Source organism: Posidoniimonas corsicana (genome assembly GCF_007859765.1).
In the GTDB taxonomy this organism is placed as follows: Bacteria; Planctomycetota; Planctomycetia; order Pirellulales; family Lacipirellulaceae; genus Posidoniimonas; species Posidoniimonas corsicana.
This window is the reverse complement of record NZ_SIHJ01000001.1, coordinates 1,246,418-1,267,834: the sequence shown is the minus strand read 5'-3', so window position 1 is coordinate 1,267,834 and position 21,417 is coordinate 1,246,418. Positions and strand designations below refer to the sequence as shown.

Genomic DNA, 21,417 nt, shown 5'->3' with positions numbered 1-21,417 from the left:
TCAGACGGTCGCCAGCGCCTTGGGCTGGTAGCAGACGGCGCCGCAGTGCCGCTGGGGCGTCCACTCGGGGCCCATCTCGTTCAGCGCCTCGCTCGACCCGACGAACAACCAGCCGCCGGGGTTCATCTGTTCCGCGATGCGGCGGAACAGGCTCTGGCGGTCGGCGTTCTTGAAGTAGATCGCCACGTTGCGGCAGAACACGATGTCGAACCTGCCGAGCGAAGTGAACGGCTGCAACAGGTTGCGGACCTCAAACCGGCACTTGGAGCGGAGCACCTCGTTTACGTGGTACTCTCGGTTCGACTGGCTGAAGTAGCCGCTCTGGTGGATCTGATCCAGTCCACGGCTGATCTCGAGTTGAGAGTACCGGGCCTCGCGGGCGCGGCGAACCGCGTCGGACGAGATGTCGGTGCCGACGATCTCCAGGTCCCAGTTGGCGATGCCCGGCACAATGTCCGCGAATGTCATCGCGATGCTGTAGGCCTCCTGCCCGGTGCTGCAGGCGGCGGACCAGACGCGGATCTTCCGCGGCGTGGCGGTGTTCGCCTTGGCGTCGATCAGCTCTGGCAGGATCTTGAAACGCAGCGCGTTGAACGGCGTTGCGTCGCGGAACCAGAGCGTCTCGTTGGTGGTGATCGCATTGACGACGTCGTCCGCCACGGGGTTGGACGCCCCGGCCCGCGCCTTGCGCGCCAGCTCGGCGTACGACTGGCACCCGTGCTTCTTGACCAGGTCCGCCAGCCGCCCCTCGATCAGGTAGTCCTTGCTGGAATCCAGGTAGATCCCGCAGAGGTCGTTGACCAGGCCGCAGATGGCGTCGATGCCCTCGGCGTCGAGTTTCATACCCGCGCCCCCCCTCTGGTGTACGCGCCGATGACGGTCGGCATCATGGGGAGCGGGGCCACCTCGTCCGACAGCCCGGCCTCGAAGACCGCCCGGGGCATGCCGTAGACGACGCAGGTCGCCTCGTCCTGGGTGATGATCGGGGCGCCCTTGGCCTTGAGCAGGCCGGCGCCCAGGGCGCCGTCGTCCCCCATGCCGGTCAGCACGACTCCCAGCGCGGCCGAGCCGTAGGCCTCGGCGACCGAGCGGAAGAGGTAGTCCACCGACGGCTTGCAGTTGCGTTCGGGCGCATCGTCGGTGATCTGGATGACGTGCTCCTTGTCGCGTTTCACAACACGCATCTGCTTGCCGCCCGGGGCGATGATGACGTCGCCACGCTGGACGACCTGCCCGTCTTTGCCCTCGCTGACGTTCAGGGCGCACCGCCGGTTGAGGTCCTCGGCCAGGCTGGCCGTGAACATCGGCGGCATGTGCTGCACCAGCAGGATTGGGCAGGGGAAGCTGGCCGGCAGCTTGGGGAGCAGGCTCACCAACGCCTGAGGGCCGCCGGTCGAGACGCCGATCGCGACCACCTTCGACGGCACGTCGATGCGGCGGCGGACGGGCATCGGGGCCGGGCCGGTTGGCGCCGCACGCAGCGGCGCGCGGGTCGGCACGGCGCTTGTCGGGCGAGCGGCGACGCCGCGGCAGGCCTCAATCTTGGGGATCAGGTCCCGGCGGAGTTGTTGCACGCTCATCTCGAGTGACTTGGTGGCGGGCTTCAGGATGAAATCGAACGCCCCCTCGCGGAGCGCCGCGTTGGTCGACTGGGCGCCCTGGGCGGTGAACGCGCTGACCATGATCGCCTTGGGGGCGTTCTGCTGTCCGGCCAGCCGTTTCAGCACGCCGTGGCCGTCGAGCTGGGGCATCTCGACGTCCAGCGTAACCACGTCGGGGCGGAGTTGGTTGATCCGTTCCAGCGCCATGACGCCGTTGTTCGCGGCGCCGACGACCTCAACGCCCTCGATGCCGGAGAGCACGTCGCGGACGATCTTGCGGTACAAGGCCGAGTCGTCCACGACCAGGACCTTGAGTGGCGGGCGGTTGCTCATCGTGGTGCTCGTGTTGTCGATCAAGCCGTTTCGGCGGTCGAATCAAGGGGCCGCCGCGCCCCGCGGGAAGGGGGCGAGGCGGCGTCGTTGGGATCAGGTCTTGAACTGGCTGACCAGCGACTGCAACTCGGTGGCGAGCTGCGCCACCGACCCGCCCGCTTGCCGGGTCTCAGAAGCCGCGTCGGAAGTCTGCTTGGCGCCTGTGTCAACGCCGACGATGCTGCGGGTGATCTCCTCGCTGGCCGCGGCCGATTCGCCAACCCCCTGCGAGACGGCGTCGGCGGCGGTAGCGGTGTCTGCCACGGTGGCGGCGATGTCCTTGGTAGTGATGCTCTGCTCCTCAACCGCGGAGGCGATGGTGCGGGCGACCTCGTTGACGCGGTTGATCACGCCGGTGATCTCGTGGATGGCGCCAACCGCTTCGACGCTTGAGGACTGGATTCCCTCGATACGGCCGCGGATCTCCTCGGTCGCCAGCGCGGTCTGCTTGGCGAGTTCTTTGACCTCGGTGGCGACCACGGCGAACCCCTTGCCGGCCTCTCCGGCGCGAGCGGCCTCGATCGTCGCGTTCAGGGCCAGCAGGTTGGTCTGCTCGGCGATGTCCTGGATCACCTCGATCACCTTGCCGATCTGGTCGGCGGCCTCGCCGAGCCCCCCGACCTTCTGGTTGCTGACCTCGGCCAGGCGGGCGGCCTCGTCGGCCACCTTGGCAGACTGCTCGGCGTTCTGGGCGATCTCGGTGATGGTCGAGGTCATCTGATCCGTCGACGCGGCGACCGAGCGGATGTTGGTTGACATGGTTTCGCTGGCGGCGGCGACCTGCTTCATGTTGGCCGCCATCTGCTCGGCAGCCGAAGCGACGGTGGCGCTCTGCATCGTGGTGCTCTCGGCGCCGGAGGCGAGCGAATCGCTCGTGACGCCAAGCTCCTCGGCGGCGCCGCTAAGCGTGAGGCTGTTGCCGGCGACCAGGGCGATGATCTTCTGGACCCGGCCGATGAACACGTCGAACCAGTGCCCCAGCTCTCCCAGCTCGTCGGAGCTCTTCAGATCGAGGCGTTTGGTGAGGTCGGCTTCCCCCTCGGCGATCACACGGGCGGCGTCGACCATCTTGTTGATCGGCGTGACCAGCAGCCGCACGAACAGGTACGCGACGCCCAGCACCACGACCGCGGACACGGCGAGGATCGCCAGGGAGGTAGCGAGCATCCGGGCGGTGGCCGCGGCGGCCGTCTGCTGCATCTCACGCGCCGCGGTGAACGCCTCGGACGTGTCGATCTTTGAAGACTGGGTCCAACGGACCCCCAGCACGTCGACGGGGCCGTACGCGATGAGCGTCTCCTCACCGCGGTAGTCGGTCACTACGGCGGCGCCGGTTTCGCCGGCGAGGGCGGCCTTCACGGCGTCGCTCTTGACGCTGCCGGCAGCGGGGGTGCGGAACGAGGCCGCCAGGCTGTGGGTATCCGGCTGCAGGTGCGAGTTGCTGCGCATCTTGAAGTCGGGGCCGACGAGGATCGCCTCGCCGGTCTCACCCATCCCGTCCCGCGAGGCCATCAGGTCGCAGATCCGGTCGACCGGCATCTGGAACATGGCCACGCCGAGCAGCTCGTCGCCGTCATAGACCGGCGCTCCGATGAAGCTGGCCGGCGCCTCGTAGCTGGGCGTGTACTGCTCGAAGTCGACGAACGCGTACTCGCCCTTGCTCAGGCTGCGCGCCTGGCGGAAGCACTCGCCGAAGTTGGTCTGGGCGTACGGGCCGTCGATCAGCGAGGTGGTGTAGTCCAGCTCCTTGAACACGGAGTACACGATGTCCCCGGTCTCGGCGTCGACGAGGAAGATGTCGTAGTAGCCAAACTTGTCGAGGTAGTCGCGGACCACCGGGTGCACCATCTTGTGGAGCTGCCCGTAGTCGGTGTCTGTGTCGGCGGCGTCCAGCAGGTGCTTGGAGCCCAGCGGGTTTTGGTTGGCCTTGATGTAGGCGTGCTGCAGGGCGAGTGAATCGTCGTCCAGCGCGGCGAGGAGTCTGCCGGCGTCTGGGTCGGCGCCGCTGTTCTGCGCGCGGTACTCGTCGCTGAAGTCGCCCTGGTAGTACGACGCCAGCTCGTCACGCAGCCGCGGCAGGTCCTCTTCGGTCAGGCCCGCCTGCTCGCGGTACGAGCCGAGCCGCGTGGGGAATTCGCGCATCGCGCCGACGATCATGCGGTTTTCGGCGAAGGTTAGGGCCTGGTCCCGGATCTGACGGAAGTAGGCTTCGACCTGACGGGTCTTCAAGGCCCGCTGGACCTCAACGACCGCGGTCGCCTTGGCGCGCATGTCGGCGACCGCGTGCGTCTGCACGGCGTGCATGGCGCTGGAAGCCGCCAGGTAGCTCGTCACAGCGGCGATCGACAGAGGCACGAGGCCGCACGCCAGGAAGCCGAGGGTCAGCTTAGTGCGAATCTTCATTGTCGGGTTAGCTCTGAAGGGGAGGATGGGGAAACGGGTCGCAGAGCGGGAGCGGGGCCTGTGGGGTGGCGGCCCTGCTAGTCGCGGTCAGCCAAGACCTGCTCGACGTCCAGCAGCACAACGATGTCGGTCTCCAGGGTGTGGACCCCCTGGAAGAACCGGCCGTCGATGCCGTCGACGTTGGCCGGCGCCGGGGAGATCTCGTCCGCCTTAAGGGTCAGGATGTCGGAGATGCGGTCGACCCACAGGCCGATCGCCTCGCCCTGGGACGCGACGATCAGGTTGCGGGCGTCGCGCGACTCCTCGGCCGGGGGCATGCCCAGCACGGTGCGGAGGTCGATCACGGTGGCGACCTCGCCACGCAGGTTTATCACTCCGCGGACGTGGGCCGGCGCGTTCGGCACCGCGGTGATGTTGACCTGGCGGTTGATCTCCTGGACCGCGGCGATGTCGACGCCGAACAGCATCTCGCCGAGGTAGAACGTGGCGAACTGCCGCTCGCCGACGCGGGCGGTGGTGTTTTCTAGGATGGCGGTGGTCACGGTCTAGGCCTCCACGAGCTGGGACTGATTCTTGTTGCGGTCGACGCCGTGGTCGACAAAGTTGCGTAGGGAGTTGAGCAGCTTCTCGCGGTCCATCTTGATCTGGTAGTCGTCGATGCCGACCTCGATGCCCCGCTGGATGTCCGACGTCCCGGCCAGCGAGGTCAGCGCGATGACCGGCAGGTCGCGGAACTGGGCCGAGTCGCGGATCTTCTGGCAGAGCTGGAAGCCGTCCATGTTGGGCATCTCGATGTCCGTCACCACGACGTCCGGCGCGTACTCGCCGCTGGCCAGCTTGTCCCACGCGACCTGTCCGTCCTCGCAGGCCTCGACCCGGTAGCCCTTGTCCTCGAACATCTTCTGCACCTGGGTGCGGAAGAACGTCGAGTCCTCTGCCAGCAGCACCAGCGGCGGCAGCGCGTCGTCGGCGTAGCCGGCGGGCTCGTCGCCCAGGAACCACTCGGGGTGAGAGAGCTGGGTGATCTCGTAGAAGTCGATCAGACGCACGGTCTTGTCGTTCCGCACGAGCGAGCCAACCACGCCCTGCTCGCTGAAGGTCGCGGTGTCGATGTTGGTCGTGACGTTGGTGATGTCGTGCAGGACCGGGGCGATCAGGCCGACCTCTCGCCCCCGCACCTCGAACACCACGACGTAAGCCCGGTCCATCGGCCCGGGCGGCGTCGCACGGATGCAGTTCTCCAGCCGCAGCAGCGGCAGCGTGGTGCTCTTGTACTGCAGCACCTCCTGCCCGGCGACCGTGTCGATCTGGTCGGTGCGGATCCGCTCGATGCGGGCGATCAGGGCCATCGGGGCGGCGAACTGCTCGCCCGGGCCGTTCTCGAACAGCATCACGGCCTGCTCGTCGGTCTCCTCGTTCGACTGCTCAGCGTGCTTGTCGGCGGCCGCCTGCAGCTCCTCGTCGGTGCGCAGGTCCTGGTGAGCGGCGATGCCGGCGATGTCCAGAATCAGCGCGACGTGCCCGTCGCCGAGGATCGTGGCGCCGGCCAGCGTGCGGCAGTTCTTATGGTGCCGGCCGAGCGGCTTGACCACGATCTCCTCCGAGTCGTGCAGCGCGTCGACCACCAGCCCGAAGCGGGTCTGCCCGGTGTCGACGACGATGATGTTGGTGGCGCCGGTCTTGTTGTGCTCGTCTTCCTCTGGTCCGCCGCAGTTGAGGGCCTCGTTCAGACGCACCAGCGGCAGCAGGCTGCCCCGCAGGCGGAGCACCTCGGCGTTCTTGACGCGGCCCAGCTTGGTTTCGCGTTCGCTCTCGCGGACGCGGACCAGCTCGGCGATGTTGACCTGGGGGATCGCGAAGCGGTCCCCGCCCGCCTGGATGATGAGCGAAGGGATGATGGCCAGCGTCAGCGGCAGGGTGACGATGATGCTGGTGCCTTTGCCGAGCACCGACTCGACGTCGACCGTGCCGCCCAGCTTGGCGATGTTCGTCCGCACGACGTCCATCCCGACGCCGCGGCCGCTGACGTCGGTTACCTCTTTGGCGGTGGAGAAGCCCGGTGCGAAGATCAGCCGGACCGCCTCGCGGTCTCCCATCTGGTCGGCCTTCTCCTGGGTGATGACCCCCTTGGAGACCGCCTTCTCTTTGAGCACGGCCGGGTTGATGCCGCCGCCATCGTCGTTGATCTCGATGCGGACCTTGCCGGCCTGGTAGCAGGCGCGGAGCTCGATCTTGCCGCTGGCCGGCTTGCCGTTCTTGACCCGCGCGTCCGGCGACTCCAGGCCGTGGTCGACCGAGTTGCGGATCAGGTGGGTGAGCGGGTCGCCGATCGCCTCGACAATCGTCTTGTCGACCTCGACCTCCTTGCCCTCGATCTCCAGCTCGCACTGCTTGCCGAGCTTGGCGCTGAGGTCGCGCACAACCCGCGGGAACCGGCTGAAGACCGAGCCGATCTGCTGCATGCGGGTCTGCATGATCGCCTCTTGCAGCTCGCTGGTCACCTGGTCGATGCGTGCGGAGGTGGCCTCGAGGCCCGACCGCTCCTCCGAGGCGACCGCCTGCATCAGCTGGTTGCGGCTGAGCACGAGCTCGCCCGCCAGGTTCATGAGGCTGTCGAGGACGGTCACCGACACGCGGATGTTGGCGTCCGCCGTCGGCGACGGCTTGCTGGATTCCTCTGCCATGGGCTTCGCCTGCGGGGGTTCGGGGGGGGCGGGAGATGCGGCGGGTTGAGGCGCCTCGGCGGCCTTGGCCGCGTTCTTCGCCGCCAGCTTGGCGGCGATGGCGGCTTCGATCTGCTCGTCGAGCGTCAGCTCCGTCGACGGGGCCGCCTCGTCGGCGACCGGTTCGGGTGGGGCGGCCGGGGCGGCGGCGGTCGGGGCCTCGGCGCCGACAGCGATCGCTTCGAGCGACTCGACGTGGTGGCTGATGTCGTAGGTCGACGAGTTGTGAACGTCGTCGATCATCGAGGTGAGCGTGTCCGCGGCCTTGAGCATGACGTCCACGATGGCCGACGTGGGCGCCAGCTCGCGATTGCGCATCATGTTCAGCAGGTTTTCGAGGCTGTGGGCCAGGTCGTTGACCGTGGTCAGCCCCAGGAAACCCGCCGCGCCCTTGATGGAGTGGATGGCGCGGAACACCTCGTTGATCAGGTCCACGTCGATGTTGGCGCCCTGCTCCTCGATGGCCAGGAACTGGTTCTCAACGTCGGCCAGGTGCTCTTTGGACTCGATGACGAAGTCGTTCAGCAGTTCGTTGTCTTCCACCGTCTTCTCCCGCGCGGGTCGCAGAGGTCAGCGCGTGGGATCACGAAATCCCTGCGCTAAAATGTGTTTGATGACAAAAAGTAGGTCATCAGATGCGCGCCGCGGCGGACCTGGAGATCCACAGCGCAGCACAGAAATGGCGGCCGGGGGGATGACCGCACACGGGACCGGACGCGCGCGCGTACTGGGACAGATGCGCCGGCTGGGCGGGTGGCCTACCCCCGTGGGGGGTGGCGTCGTGCCGGTTTTTCGAGCTCCGCCGCCAAATCTTCTGCGTAGCCTGGCGGGAAGGGATTTCCCGAACTCTCGTCCGGCTTCTCCCCACGCGGCGGTGACGCGGGCGATTCGGACGCCGGGTCGCCCGCTCCGGACCGCGCCGGCGGGGCGGGCTCCGGCGCGGCCTCGTCGGGCGGCAGCGGCTGAGAGAACTCGTTGACCCAGTAGTCGGCGTCGCCGATGTCTGCGGGCTTCTCCGGAGTGGATACAGGCGGCGCGGAGACCGGGTGGGCCGGGCGGCGGAGGAGCTCGCGGTTCCAGTCGGAGCTGTCCCGCCAGGCGGCTCCGCGGCTCCGCGCTGCCCTCTGCACGCGGCGGTCCCCGGACACCACAAGCAGTTCCTTGGGCGCCCGGTCCGCTTCGATCAGGGCCTCGAGCATGGCGTCGGCGTCCGCGTAGCGGCGCGCGAACAGCACGTGGACGCCCTCGTACGTGTACTGGTCGGGCAGCCCGGGCGGCGCGCCGGCGGCGTCGAACACAATCACCGCACGCTTCCGCTCGCGCTTTGTCAGCCGTGAGGCCAGGAATGACAGCAACGCCTCGCGTGCGCCCTGCAGCGTGCCTGCCAGGGCGTCGGCGCCGTGCACGTCGGTGGCGTGCAGCAGGTTGTAACCGTCGATCAGCAGCCGGACACGCGCGGGCGAGCGGGCCATGTGCTCGCTCCTGGGGGCTAGTCGTTGTAGACGTGCCGCTCGCGGTAGGTCTCAAAGAAGTGGCGGGCGATGGCGTGGTCGACGTCCATCACGTGCGCCAGCAGCGCCGCGCGGACCCACATGCCGTTGCGGGCCTGGCGGAAGTACATGGCGCGGGGGTCGTCGTCGACCTCGGGGGGGATCTCGCCGAAGTGCTGGTCGCGCGGGAACGGGTGCAGGATGGGGGTGTACAGCCGCATCCGTGCAACCAGTTCTGGGGTCAGCCGGTATTTGAGGGTGTCGATGGCGGCCATCGACTCGGCGTCCTCGGGGTCGTCGTGCTCCTTCTGCACCCGCGTCATGTAGAGCGCGTCGACCTGCTCGATCACCGGCTTGCCGTCCAGGTGGGCCTCGAACGAGTCGAGCTCGTACACCGGCACGCCACGGTCGGCGAGCCGCTGCTTCAGGTCCTCGCGGATGCGGAGCTTCGGGTGGTCCGGCGAAATGAACACCAGCCGCACGCCTTCGTAGGCGGCCAGCAGCATTGCCAGCGAGCGGACCGTGCGGCCGCGGCCGATGTCGCCGCAGAAGGCGTAAGTCTTGTTCTCGAGGCCCTTGGTCAGGTCGCCGTAGCCGGGCATCTGCCGCAGACGCTCCAGCTTGTCGCCGCCGGGCGAGTCACGCGGGTTCTCGAAGTTGAACGTCCGCTGCAGCGTGTAGATGTCCAACAGCGCCTGGGTGGGGTGCTCGTCGGCGCCGCTGCCGGCATTGATCAGGGGCACGCTGCGCTGACCACTCCGCTCCAGGTCGTTCATCAGGTACGCGCACGACTCGGCCAACTTGGCCACCGGCGACCGCATGATGATCAGGTCGAAGTAGCTGGAGAACATCCGGATTGAATCGAAGCGGGTCTCGCCCTTGGTCTCGGACGAGGTGCTCGGGTCGCGGACCTCGTTGCAGGTAATCCCCAGGATCTGGCAGGCCGCCATGAACGACAAGAACGTCCGCGTCGAGGGCTGGGTGAAGTACAGCATTGCGCGGCGGTGCGACAGCAGGTTCCGCAGAAAGTCCTGCCCGCCGCGGCTCTTGGAGAGCAGCCGGATCATGTCGGCGGTCTCGGCCAGCTCGGACAGCATGGCCGGGGTGAACTGGCCGGAGAACACCACGTGACGCAGCCGGTCGCCGCGTTGGAAGTCGGGCGCCTTCATCAGCACGGGCCGCTCCAACCGGGCGGCGTAGTGCTCCAGGTTCAACTCATCCTGAGTGGGCGCTTGGCCCCGGCTGGCGTTCTGATCGGCTGGCGTAGACAACTTCGGCTCCTTGCGTCGGCGTTGCTAGCGTTATCGCACAGCCCCGCCCGGCGGGCAATCCACCCCGGTAAATCGCCGCGCCCTACCCGCGCACGCCGCTACTCGGACACCCGCCAGCGGGCGTGGAACAGCCACATGATCAGCAGCAGCAACGCCGCGTTGTACAGCACCGTCCAGCCGACGTACCCGTAGAACACGCCCATGTCGCCGATGGCCTGCTGCACCGCCGCGTCCGACCGGTCGTTGGAGTGCTCGATGTCGAGCGGCAGCGCGAACACCGCGGCGAACGGGCTGACGCTGCTGACCGCGTGCACTACCCGGGCGCCGGCCGTGTCCTGGAAGAACGTGTCGGAAAAAAACCGCGCAGCCAGCGGCGCCACGAACATCGTCAAAATCAGCACGTAGGTGGTCATCAAACTGCTGGACGTCTTGCGGTAGATGGTCGAGCAGAAGAGCGCCGTGAACGCGGTGGTCAGGCACGCCAGCGCCGTAACCAGCAGGTAGCCCGCCATGGTCGGCAGGTTGTTCCAGTAGTCCAGCGGCATCAGGCACGCTAGTAGCACCGGCCACAGCAGGAACGAGGTCAACACTACCGACACCCGCAGCCCGCTCAGCAGCTTGCCCCACAGCATCTGCCAGGGGGTGATGAGCGTCGTGAGCAGCAGGTCGAGGGTCTGGCGTTCTCGCTCGTTGCAGACGCTGCCGGCCGAGAACACCGGTCCCACAAGCATGTTGAACAGCAGAACGTACGCGATGTACCACGGCGCCAGGTTCATGTACATGTACAGGCAGACCGCCATGATCGGCAGCGCCAGGCCCATCGAGATCTGGATCACCAGCCGGAGCATCAGCGTGCCCTGGGCGAAGATCTCGCTCCGCATCTCCTTGTCGTAGATCGGGTTGGCGCCGTCCTCGATAAAGGTGGTCCGCTTCGGCGGGGCGAACAGCTTGTCGGGAAACTCGTCGCGCTTGATGTACAGGCCCACCGCCTCGCGGGCCTCGCTCTCCAGGTCGACCACTTCCTTGCCGCCCGAGCCCAGGTCGGCCGGGTACAGCAGCCGCCGCGCGATGTCGGCCCACAGCACTGCGCCCACCGCGGCGCACGCGATCGGCACGACCGTCGAGACGAACGCCACCCGCGCCGGGCCGAGCTGCTCCAACGCGTTCCACACCAGCACTCCTACGATCGCCAGCGGCAGGATCATCAGGTACGACACCACCAGCGACGCGCTGGTGCGTTTGAAGTAGCTGCTGGCCCACAGGCTGATCATGCCGAACAACGCCACCATGGAGAACATGGCGATGTACGCCGCGAACACCTCCAGCGCCGACACGCCCCCCAGCGGCAGGCAGAGCATCACGATCGGCAGCGAGCAGAATATCAGGATGCCCAGGTAGGTGAGCGACGCGAACAGCTTGCCCAGCACGATGGCGCCCGGCTTGATCGGGCTGGCGAGCAGCATCTCGTAGCTGTCGCGTTCCTTCTCGCCAGTGATCGAGCCCGCGGCGAAGCTGGGCGCCATCAGCGACGCCAGCATGTACTGCCCGAAAAAGAACAGCTCGACCAGCCGCTTGGCCTCCTCCGGCTGGGCGAAGTCGAGCTTCTGCTCCTGCGGCCAAGCCAGCAGCACTACGCCGCCCAAGAGCGCGATGTACGCAAACAGCAGCACAAACGCCCGCGGCAGACGCAGGGTGCTCAGCAGTTCGTACTGCAGCACGGGGTTGTCACGCACGTACATAGGCGGCTGGTCGGTGGTAGGTTGCTAGCGGAGGTCGTTCGGCCCACGGCGCCAGCCGCGGAACCAACTACCCGATATTCTCCAGCACCCGCTCAACTTCTTCCCAGACCACATCGGTCGGGATCTCCTTGAACGGACGGTCAACAAACGTCCCGCACGACTCGCACGGGGTCTGTACTTCGCTCGGGGCGACAAATCTTTGGTGCTCGCGGTGCGGGCGGGTCCATTCTACCGGGCTGATCTGGAACAGCGATACCATCGGCAGGCCGGCCGTGGCGGCCAGGTGGTGGGGGCCGCCATCGTTGCCGACAAACAGGTCGCACCGCCGCATCACGCCCATTAGCTGCGGGAAGGTCGGCATCGGGTAGTCGACCACGGCCGGCGACTTCATCCGGTCGGTCACCTCGCGGGTCGCCTGCTCCTGCCCCGGCCCGTACACCATCAGCGGCGTGTAGCCCCGCTCCGACAGGCGGTCGGCGATCTGGGCGAACCGCTCGGGGGGCCAGATCTTGTCGGGGTCCTGGGAGATGACGTACATCGCGACCGTCCGCCCGGGGATGTGATCGGCCTTGAACTGGTCGGCGAAGGCCTCGTCCTCGCTGCTGATCGGGAACTCGAGGTCGACGTCGTCGTAGTCCACGCGGCCGTCGCCCAGCAGCCGCAGGTTGCGGCGGGCGTTGTACTCGTACGGCATCTGGTCGCGGGGCGTCGACTCCGTGTAGCAGAGCGGCCCCCGCGCCAGCCACTTGCGGTAGCCGATCCGCCGCTTGGCGCCGCTCGCCAGCGTCAGCCAGGCGGTCTTGGGGATGCCGTGCAGGTCGATCGCCAGGTCGTACCGACGCTCACGCATTGCCCTGACGACCGACCAGATCTCGCCGGCCGACGCCTTACGGCGGAGCAGGTGCCGCTGCGCGACGTGCGGGCTGTAGAGGAAGATGGCCCCATTCTGCGGCTGGCACAGCAGGTCCACCTCCGCCTCGGGGTAGATCCTCTTGAGCTGCCGCACCAGCGGCGTAGCGAGGAGCGAGTCGCCCAGCATCCGCAGGCGGACGACCAGGATGCGTTGGGGAGGAGAATTCACCACAGAGTCACGGAGGGATCGGAGTAGCAGGAGAATACGCTAGAGCACGCGGCGTGTGATCCCGTGTTTGAGCAGCTGAGTGTTGAAATTGATTATCAGCCCCACCGATTTGCCCGAGAGTCGCAGGTAGGTAAGCAACTGGGCCTCGTGAATGCCGGTCACTGCGTCCACGGACTTTAGCTCAAGGATCAGCCTGTCATCCACCAGCAGATCGATTCGATAGCCCGCATCGAGTCGCTGGCCCTTGTAGTCAATCGGCAGCGGCACCTGACGTGCGAAGGGGATTCCACGTTCGGCAAGTTCGCGACACAGGCACTCCTCGTACGCGGATTCGAGCAGGCCCGGTCCCAGATGCCGATGCACTTCAACTGCTGCCCCAATCACCTGCTCAGTTAGGTCAGAGTGCGGGTAGCCTGTGACCACGGGGAATCCTCCCGGGAGCTCTCTCGGTGTTCTCAGTGACTCAGTGGTGAACTTGTCGAGCTCAGTCCACGCTCTAGTAAGCGCGGGGCCGCACTTTGCCAAGAACCCGGCTAGGCAGGCCCTGCAGGCGGATGAAGCCTTCGGCGTCGGTCTGGTCGTAGCTACCGCCGCCCTCCATGCTCGCAACCTCCTCGTCGTACAGGCTGTTGGGGCTGGTGCGGCCGTGGATCAGGATGTTGCCCTTGTACAGGCCGAGCGTCACCTCGCCGGTTACCGGCTGCTGGGCCTCCTTGATGAACGCCAACAGCGCGTCCATCTTCGGGCAGTACCAGAAGCCGTAGTACACCATCTCGGCGACTTCCGGCGCCAGCCGGTCGCGGAGGTGCACCAGGTCGCGGTCCAGGGTGAGCTGTTCCAGCTGCAGGTGCGCGGCGTACAGGGCGGTCATGCCGGGCGCCTCGTACACGCCGCGGCTCTTCATGCCGACAAAGCGGTTCTCGACGATGTCGATCCGCCCCACGCCGTTGCGGCCGGCGATGTCGTTCATTTCCTGCACCATCGCGAGCGGCGACTTTGCCTGTCCGTTGATGCTGACCGGCACACCCGCTTCGAAGCCGACGGTCACCTCTTCAACCGAGTCCGGCGCGTCCTGCGGCGAGACGCCCATGCCGAAGTCTACGATCGCCACGCCGTTGACCGCGGTGTCCTCCAGCTTGCCCGCCTCGTAGCTGATGTGCAGGCAGTTCTCGTCGGAGCTGTACGGCTTGGCGATGGACGCCTTGACCGGGATCTTCTTGGCGTCGCAGAAGTCGATCATCTCCGTGCGGCCCGGGAACTTCTCGCGGAAAGAGGCCATCCGCCACGGTGCGATCATCTTGACGTCTGGCTCCAAAGCCTCGGCTGCCAGCTGGAAGCGGCACTGGTCGTTCCCCTTGCCCGTGGCGCCGTGCACGAACGCCTCGGCGCCCACCTCGCGGGCGACTTCCAGGCAGGCCTTGCTGATCAGCGGCCGCGCGATCGACGTGCCCAGCAGGTAGATCCCCTCGTACTTGGCCTGCCACTGCAGCACGGGGAAGGCGAAGTCGCGGCACAGCTCCTCCTGCACGTCCACCAACCGGGCGGAAGCCGCGCCGTTGTCGTGCGCCTTCTGCATGATCGCCTCGCGGTCCTCGCACGGCTGACCGACGTCGACGTACACGCAGTGCACCTCGTAGCCCTCGTCCTGGAGCCAACCGAGGATCACAGACGTATCGAGGCCGCCGGAGTAGGCGAGGACGCACTTGCGCATGGGTAACAATCCGTAGCGGGGGAGAATCGGGCATTTTACGCGGAACGGACATTGTGGTTGCCGCCGCCAGAACTGACAAGCGGCGCCGTCGACAGGCTCACCGAGAGGTGGGCTGCGGAAGCAGGGAGTGGAAGAATCACGCGGATGGCTAGCCGCTGATGATCTCGAGCTGAGCCTCGAGCACCGGGTCTTCCGCTTGGCCCCGCAGCAGCGTGACCGTCAGCTCGTTGCCCCCCTCCTGCAGCGGCGGCAGCTCGGCCGCAGACCCGTCCAACGACAGCGGCCCGCCGTTGAGCTGGGCGCCCACAAGGGTGTGCGCGGTGGACAGCCGCACCAGCACCCGCGTGCCCGGACCGAGCGAGGTGGGCTGATTGAAGCGGCGGCTCAGCCGCACCTGATCGACCCCCTCGCCAAACGCGTCGCGCCACCCGCACGGCAGCTTCGCCCGCAGCGGCGGGCCGCTGGCGGCGACCGCCTGCCACGGGCCACGGAGTCGGATGACGTGCGCAGCACCCCCCGGGGCGCCGGCGTCGGACTCCGGCGGGCTCACTTGGGCACGAACGTCTGCTTGACGTTCACTTCGCGGATCTGGCGGCTGTCCAGTTCGTACCCGCGGAGCGTGATCTGGATGCCCCGCAACGCGGCTTCGTAGGGCGGCGCGGTTTCGCGTTCGCCCGCGTCGTCGACGCCGTTAATCCCGTCGTTGTCGAAGCCATCACTCCCTTCGTCGACGCCGCCAACCGGGGTTCCTGCGTCCCCGTCGTCGTCCTTGCCGTTGTTCTCGTAGGAGGTAGACCAGGTGTCGTAGGTGCGATACGGCTGAAACGCGTAGCCGCTGGCGTTGGCTACAGGCCAACCCAGGCCACTCTTCACCTGAGTGAGGCCGGCATACGGCGAATCTCCCAGCAGCGGTGCGAGGCTCGGATCGGTGCTTGCCGGCAGCCCGCCTACGGCCGTGTTGCGTGCGGCGAAGGCGCCGTGAAGATCGTAGTAGCCAAGGTCAACATACGCGCCGCGGCTGACGATTGGCTGATAGGACGTGCCCGAGCCTGGGTTAGTGAGTCGCTCGCGGAGGATCAGGCCCCAGCCGGGGTCGCCCGGGGCCACGACTTCACCGGGGTACGTGACCGACCGGCCGGTATCGTTGACAGGCTGCTCGGCCAGCAGCGGCGCCCCGGGGTCGTACACCTTGATGTCGAACGCCAGCATGTTGCTCAGCACCACGTCCTCGCCGCGTCGGTCGCCCGACAGCGGGACCATGCCATTGGTGAACATCACCACTTGGCCGTCCTCGTTAACGATGGCGCGCGTCGTGGGGCGTTGCTGACTGTCTTCATCGATGAATACAAACGGCCGGTTGCCCATCCGCTGACCCCGCTGGTTGGCGTCGCCCAGCTCGTACGTATCTACCGTTCCGCGGCCGCGAGCCGCGGCCCGCCCGCTGATGTTCGTGTCGTCGAACGCGATCGGATTGTCGCTGTCTTGCACCTGACGCATTGCCGGGTCAGCCCCGTGGCGGATGTTGACGATGCCCGACACTCCCCGGCCATCGTCCACGGACCGGTAGGGGAATCGACTGCGGGCGCCGTTTCGCGGGTCGCCCGCGGCGACGTGCTGGTGGTCGAAGCGGTTCTCGCGTTTGGTCAAGTCGCCCAGGGTGTTGGCCTTGATCAGCCAGAACCCGGCGATCGGGTCCCATTCCAGACGCACGGACAGGTCGTACGCGTCCTGGAACGCCAGCAACGCCGAGATGGCTTCGTCGACTGCATCCTGGTTGACGTTCCGCAGCACCCGCACCACCCCCGGCCCGAGGTCCTGGTTGTTGACCTCTATGCCGTAGTCCAGCTGGGGGGCGATCAGCAGCACCCGGCGGTAGACGGTGCGGAAGCCGGGTTCACCGAAGTAGAAGGTCCGTGCATTGGACGGCTCGACCGGGTTCTCCACCGCGAACCAGACCACCTCAGCCAGGGGAGATTCGATCTCGGTTGATCCCCAGTTGGCGAATCCGGCGCCGTTGCTGGGCACGCTGGCCGGCACGCGGCCGACGAATGGTTTGTCGTCGTTGCGGACCGTCAGCATCAGCACGTCGTCCCAATCGCCCAGGCCGCCGCCGTCGGTAACGTACTGCGAATCCATAGCCACGTTGCTGCCCGGCAAACGGTTGAGCGTCGATCCCGGCAGCTGCGAGATCGCCAGATCGAGCTGAACTTGATTGGAGGCAGGGCCAACTGGATCTACAAAGCTGTCATTGTTGACGTCCTGCAGGTAGATGCTGGGATCAAAATCGCACTGCGGGCCCTCGACGATTTCGATGTAGCCGTGGTTTGACTCCGGCTTGACCCACGGGATGGCGGGGCAGGTGTGGTTCGCCAGGTCCGCCTGCAGGAGGTTGCGGGCGTAGCGGAGCTGCGAGGACATCTCGATGCTGGCGCGGCGCTTCGCGACGCTCTCCGAGACGTTGGCGAACACGCCGATCACCGCCGCCATCATCAGCAGCGTGAGCGACATCGCCACTAGCATCTCGACCAGGGTAAAGCCGCGGCGCCAGCACAGGCTGGGCGCGGGCACGAAGCTCCGATGCGGCTGATCGCCGCGGATAAGAAGATACACGTTGCGCTCCACTGTCCGGTGGGTGGCATGAGAGCCCCTGACGCCACTCCAGACTTTCATTGCAACGCGCCGTAAAGTCTGTGTCAAGCAAAGGTTGTGTCCGCCGCGGAGCCGGAGTCGTGGCGCCGCGCGGACCGGCGGAAGGCCCCTGACAGGTAAAGGTTGCCACCGCCGGCCTCTGTTCGCGCCTTTTTCGGCCCCTGCGCCCTTGGACCAGCCCTGCGAAGGGGAGAATAATAGGGGCTACGCCGGTTGTCCCCGCCCCGCACCGCCCCAGCAGCGAATCCTTGCCCCCACGCCCGCCCTCTCCGGCCCTAGCCCGCCCGGCCAAACGCCCCACGGCCGCAGGAGTTCTCGCCTGCGGGCTGGCGTGGTTGATGCTGGCCGCATCCGCGCCAGCGCAGCAGCCGGCCAAGCCCTCTCCGGAGGCCGCCCGCGCGTACGCCAGTGCGGCCGCGCTGCAGGACCGTGGGTTGCACGACCTGGCGGCGAAGGAGTGGCAGACGCTCCTCAAAGAATTCCCTGCCGACGCGTTGGCGCCGCGGGCCGAGTACAACCTGGGCGTCTGTCGGTTCCAGCAGGGCGAGTACGCTAAGGCCGTCCAGGCGTTCGAGCAGGCCGCCCGGCACGCCAAGGATGACGCGGTCGCCGAGGGCGCGTGGTCCAACCTCGGGCTGGCCCGCTTCAATCAGGCCGCGTCGCTTGCGAGCAAGCAGCAGGCCGCGGCCGCCTATGGTTCGGCGGTCGAGGCGTTCGACCAGCTGCTCGCCAAGTTCCCGAAGTCGACGCAGGCAGGCGGCGCGCAGTTCTACCGCGGCGAAGCGATGACCGCGCTCGGCCAGTTCGATCGTGCGGCAGACAGTTACCGAGCAGCGCTGGCGGACGATGCCGCAGCCCCGCTTCACGTTGCAGCCCGATTGGGCCTGGCTTCCGCCGAGCTAGAGCTGGGCCAGCCGGACCAGGCCGAGGCGACCCTCAACACCCTGATCGCAGCCGGCGCGGTCGGTCAGACCGGCGGCGAGGCCCACACCTTGCGGGGTGAGGCCCGCCTGGCGGCCGGCAAGCCCGCCGCCGCCGCTAACGATTTCGCCCAGGCGGCCGCCGTGGACGGTTACGCGGCGGCCGACCACGCGCAGGAGCGGCGCGGGTTCGCTCTGTATTCCGCCGGCGACCACGCCGCCGCCGCCCAGGCCTACCAGGAGCTGGCGCGCAAGTTTCCCCAATCGCCCCTCGCCCCCGGCGCAACGCTGGCCGCCGGCAAGTGTCTGCTGCTGGCCGGGCAGCGCGAGGATGCGGCTTTTTTGCTGGGCGCGTTGTGGCGTTCCGACCCCACCGCCGGCAATGCCGAATCGGCCCACTGGCTGGTCCAAGCGCTCGCCGCGGCCGGTAAGCCCGATCAGTTGGTTGAACCCGCCCGCCAGGCGCTAGCGACCAACCCCGCGGAGGAGTTCGCCGGGCCGCTCCGCTTCGCCCTCGCCGACGCCTTGACGGAATCGCCCACCGGCCGCGTCGAAGCGCTCAGGCTCTACCAGCAAATCGCCCAGCGAGACCGCGGCGAATCGGGCCAGCGCGCCGCCTACCTGGCCGCGCACACGGCGATCCAGCTCAAGCAGCACGAGCAGGCGCTCCGCCTGGCGGAGCAATTCCTGCAGCGGCACGCGGGCAGCGAGTGGGCGGCCGAGGCAAGGCTCGTCGCGGCCGAGGCGGCCGCCCAGCTCGGCCAGACGCCGGCCGCGATCAAGCACTACCAGCAGCTGCTCGCCGCCAAACCCGACGACGACCGCTCAGCCGACTGGACGCTGCGGTTGGCGTCGCTGCTGCGGGCTGACAGCCAGTGGGACCAGCTCGCTGAGATGCTCGCGGCTCGATTGCCGACGCTGCCGCCCGACCGCCGCTCGGACGCGCTGGTGCTGTTGTCGGAGGCCCGCCAGCAGATGGGCGACGCCTCGGCCAGCATCGCCGCGCTCGGCAGTCTAATCGAGCAGTCCACGGACGACGCCCGCGTTGCGCAGGCCCTCTACCAACGCGGCGAGTTGCTCACGGCCGCGGGTCAGCTTGACGCCGCGAACCGAGACTTCGCCGCGGTGGCGCAGAATCACGGGAGGCACGAGCTCGCCCCTTACGCTCTCTATAGCCTCGCCAACAACCAGATGCAGGCCGGCGGCAAGGCCGCCGGCATCGCGACCCTGCGGCGGTTGGTCACCGACTACCAGCAGGGCCCGGTTGCCGAGGCCCGGTTCACGCTCGCGGGGCTGCTGCACGAGCAGAACCAGGACGCCGAGGCGCTCAAGCTGCTCGATGCCGCCAAGGCGCCACCGGCCGATCTTAGCTACCTGCGGGCGCTCTGCCTGCTGGGCGCCGGCCGCACGGAGGACGCCCGCTCGGAGCTCACGGCACTCCTCAAGAACTACCCGCAACACGCGAACGCCGATCAGGCAGTGTTCGAGTTGGCCTGGATGCGCCGCGAGACGTCGCCGTCTGAGGCTGCCGCACAGTTTAAACGCCTGGCGGCGGACTACCCGCAAAGCCCGCTGGGCGCCGAGTCGCTCTTGCGGGCCGGAGAGCTGCTCTACGAAGCGGGCGAAGAACAGCAGGCGGTCGAGCCACTCAAGGCGCTCGTCGGACGCCGCGATGCGCAGCCTGCGCTCCGGGCGCAGGCGAACCACTTGCTCGGCTGGGTCCGTTTCGACAGCGGCGACTACGCTGCCGCCGCCCAGGCATTCGCGGCTCAGCTAAACGATGAGCCGGCGGGCGCGGTTGCCGCGACGGGAGCGGCGATGCTCGGCGAGTCGCACTTCGCCCAGCAGCAGCACCAACCTGCGATCGACGCCTACGCCCGGGCCATCGACCCGGCCCCATCGGACAACCAGCTCGCCGCGACCGCGTGGCTGCACGCGGGGCAGGCGGCAGCACAACTTGGTCGCTGGGAGGACTCGCTCGCCTGGCTCGACCGTGCCGGTCAGGCAGACCAGGCGGGGTCGCAGTCGGACCAGATCCGCTACGAGCGGGCGTGGGCGCTGGTGAACCTGAATCGGACCCAAGAAGCGCGGCCGCTGTTCGAATCGCTGATCCAGTCGAAGGACGGAGTGCTTTCTGCGCGGTCGCAGTTCATGCTGGGCGAGATGCAGTTCGCCAACAAGGAGCACCAGGCGGCGGTCCGCACGTTCTTCCGCGTCGCCTACGGCTACGGCGGCCGCGACGCGCCGGAGGAGTACCACCCGTGGCAGGCGGAGTCGCTTTTCGAGGCCGGACGCTGCCTCGAGGCTCTCGGACGGAAAGAGCCGGCTCAGAAGCTCTATGTGGAACTGTTGGAACGTTTCCCCGACTCCGCCAAGGCGCGGCACGCCCGCGCTAGGTTGCAGCAGGGGGTGACGCGTTAGATGATGGAGCGTTGGATTCAGCCAGGCGAACGAAGTGAGATAACCGTGATGCCCCTTGCCCGCCACCTGGCGATGACTCTGGCTCTGCTGACGCTCGCCGCCGGCCCGCTCGCCGCGCAGGCGCCGCCCGCCAACCCGGGCGAGTTCACCTTCCCACCGCTGGGGCCCCCGCCGGGGCAGGCGGGAGTTGACCCGGACGCGCTGGCCGAAGCGGCGCTCGAGCCGCCCCCGGCGCCCGCGCCGGTAGACGACATGGCCACGCCGGTGCTTGAGCTGTTCCTCAAGGGCGGCTGGCTGATGGCGCCCATCGTGCTGATGTCGGTAGTGGTGCTGGCGGTCGCGCTGGAGCGGATGCTTGGGTTGCGCCGCGGGCGGATCCGCCCGCGGAAGCTGGTCGCCACGCTCCGCCGCTTTGCCGACGACGGCGACCTCGACCCGCAGCGGGTCTACAACGCCTGCCGCCGCAGCCGCAGCGCACTGTCGCGGGTGGTGATCGCGGCGCTGTCCAAGGTGGGCCGCCCCCACGCCGAGGTCGAAGCCGCCGCCGCCGACGCGCTGCAGAACGAGGCCGACCGCATGTACGGCAACGTCCGCACGCTCAACCTGGCCGCCGCGGTCACCCCGCTGATGGGACTGCTGGGCACGGTGTGGGGCATGATCGAGTCGTTCTTCGTCACCGCCAACGCCGCGGAGGGGACCGACAAGGCGACCGCCTTGGCCGAGGGCATCTACGTCGCGCTGATGACCACGTTCGCCGGACTGGCGGTGGCGATCCCCGCCGCGGTGCTGGCGCACTACTTCGAGGGGCGCATCCTCCGCTCGCTCCGCCGCGTCGAGAGCCTAATGACCGTGCTCCTGCCGCGCATCGAAGCGCTGGAGGGCCGCGGGCGGATCGACCTGCGGCAGCTCGAGATGAACTTCCAGAACAACCGGTCGGGCTACCGCGAGCCCGCCCCGGCGGTCCCGCCCGAACCGCCTGCCGGCCCGCCCCACCACCTGCAGCGCTCCGCCGAAGCGGGCGGGAGGGTGTAGCCGC

15 protein-coding genes are annotated in these 21,417 nt (G+C 67.8%); 2 read left to right on the top strand and 13 right to left on the bottom strand.

The features are described 5' to 3' along the window. From KOR34_RS04795 to KOR34_RS04735, 13 genes are all read right to left on the bottom strand, one after another. Positions 1 to 843 carry a CheR family methyltransferase gene (locus KOR34_RS04795; RefSeq protein ID WP_146562683.1) on the bottom strand — a complete coding sequence of 281 codons (843 nt, stop codon included), beginning with the start codon at positions 841 to 843 and terminating at the stop codon, positions 1 to 3. Then, the gene (locus KOR34_RS04790; RefSeq protein ID WP_146562682.1) at positions 840 to 1,934 is read right to left on the bottom strand and encodes a protein-glutamate methylesterase/protein-glutamine glutaminase; all 1,095 of its coding nucleotides are present in this window, start codon (positions 1,932 to 1,934) and stop codon (positions 840 to 842) included. Before KOR34_RS04790 ends, KOR34_RS04795 begins: the two co-directional genes overlap by 4 nt. Positions 1,935 to 2,027: 93 nt before the next feature. Then, positions 2,028 to 4,376 carry a methyl-accepting chemotaxis protein gene (locus tag KOR34_RS04785; RefSeq protein ID WP_146562680.1) on the bottom strand — a complete coding sequence of 783 codons (2,349 nt, stop codon included), beginning with the start codon at positions 4,374 to 4,376 and terminating at the stop codon, positions 2,028 to 2,030. Positions 4,377 to 4,453: 77 nt separating this feature from the next. Then, entirely contained in the window at positions 4,454 to 4,918 is a 465-nt protein-coding gene (locus KOR34_RS04780; protein WP_146562678.1) for a chemotaxis protein CheW, read from the bottom strand. Positions 4,919 to 4,921: 3 nt separating this feature from the next. Continuing rightward, positions 4,922 to 7,642, bottom strand: a complete 2,721-nt coding sequence (locus KOR34_RS04775) for a hybrid sensor histidine kinase/response regulator (protein WP_146562676.1) — start codon at positions 7,640 to 7,642, stop codon at positions 4,922 to 4,924. Between the two features lie 215 nt (positions 7,643 to 7,857). Further along, positions 7,858 to 8,571 carry an NYN domain-containing protein gene (locus KOR34_RS04770; RefSeq protein WP_146562674.1) on the bottom strand — a complete coding sequence of 238 codons (714 nt, stop codon included), beginning with the start codon at positions 8,569 to 8,571 and terminating at the stop codon, positions 7,858 to 7,860. Positions 8,572 to 8,588: 17 nt separating this feature from the next. Then, positions 8,589 to 9,860 carry an aspartate/ornithine carbamoyltransferase family protein gene (locus KOR34_RS04765; protein ID WP_146562673.1) on the bottom strand — a complete coding sequence of 424 codons (1,272 nt, stop codon included), beginning with the start codon at positions 9,858 to 9,860 and terminating at the stop codon, positions 8,589 to 8,591. A gap of 98 nt (positions 9,861 to 9,958) precedes the next feature. After that, positions 9,959 to 11,599, bottom strand: coding sequence for an ABC transporter permease subunit (locus KOR34_RS04760; RefSeq protein WP_146562671.1), 1,641 nt, complete (start codon positions 11,597 to 11,599; stop codon positions 9,959 to 9,961). Between the two features lie 67 nt (positions 11,600 to 11,666). Next, positions 11,667 to 12,680, bottom strand: coding sequence for a glycosyltransferase family 9 protein (locus KOR34_RS04755; RefSeq protein ID WP_146562669.1), 1,014 nt, complete (start codon positions 12,678 to 12,680; stop codon positions 11,667 to 11,669). A 39-nt stretch (positions 12,681 to 12,719) separates the two neighbouring features. Next, complete coding sequence (locus tag KOR34_RS04750; protein WP_146562668.1) at positions 12,720 to 13,103, bottom strand: GxxExxY protein; 384 nt, start codon at positions 13,101 to 13,103, stop codon at positions 12,720 to 12,722. Positions 13,104 to 13,176: 73 nt separating this feature from the next. Then, positions 13,177 to 14,391: an argininosuccinate synthase gene (locus tag KOR34_RS04745; RefSeq protein ID WP_146562666.1), complete on the bottom strand. Its 1,215-nt coding sequence runs from the start codon at positions 14,389 to 14,391 to the stop codon at positions 13,177 to 13,179. A gap of 148 nt (positions 14,392 to 14,539) precedes the next feature. Next, complete coding sequence (locus tag KOR34_RS04740; protein WP_146562664.1) at positions 14,540 to 14,941, bottom strand: hypothetical protein; 402 nt, start codon at positions 14,939 to 14,941, stop codon at positions 14,540 to 14,542. Further along, positions 14,938 to 17,001, bottom strand: coding sequence for a PilW family protein (locus KOR34_RS04735; protein ID WP_197531148.1), 2,064 nt, complete (start codon positions 16,999 to 17,001; stop codon positions 14,938 to 14,940). The genes KOR34_RS04740 and KOR34_RS04735 overlap by 4 nt, the downstream gene beginning before the upstream one ends. Before the next feature lie 377 nt (positions 17,002 to 17,378). On the opposite strand from KOR34_RS04735, the gene KOR34_RS04730 reads away from it, so the two are divergent. Further along, positions 17,379 to 20,381 carry a tetratricopeptide repeat protein gene (locus KOR34_RS04730; protein WP_146562659.1) on the top strand — a complete coding sequence of 1,001 codons (3,003 nt, stop codon included), beginning with the start codon at positions 17,379 to 17,381 and terminating at the stop codon, positions 20,379 to 20,381. A gap of 48 nt (positions 20,382 to 20,429) precedes the next feature. Beyond that, positions 20,430 to 21,413: a MotA/TolQ/ExbB proton channel family protein gene (locus KOR34_RS04725; RefSeq protein ID WP_146562657.1), complete on the top strand. Its 984-nt coding sequence runs from the start codon at positions 20,430 to 20,432 to the stop codon at positions 21,411 to 21,413. The last annotated feature ends 4 nt before the right edge of the window (positions 21,414 to 21,417 follow it).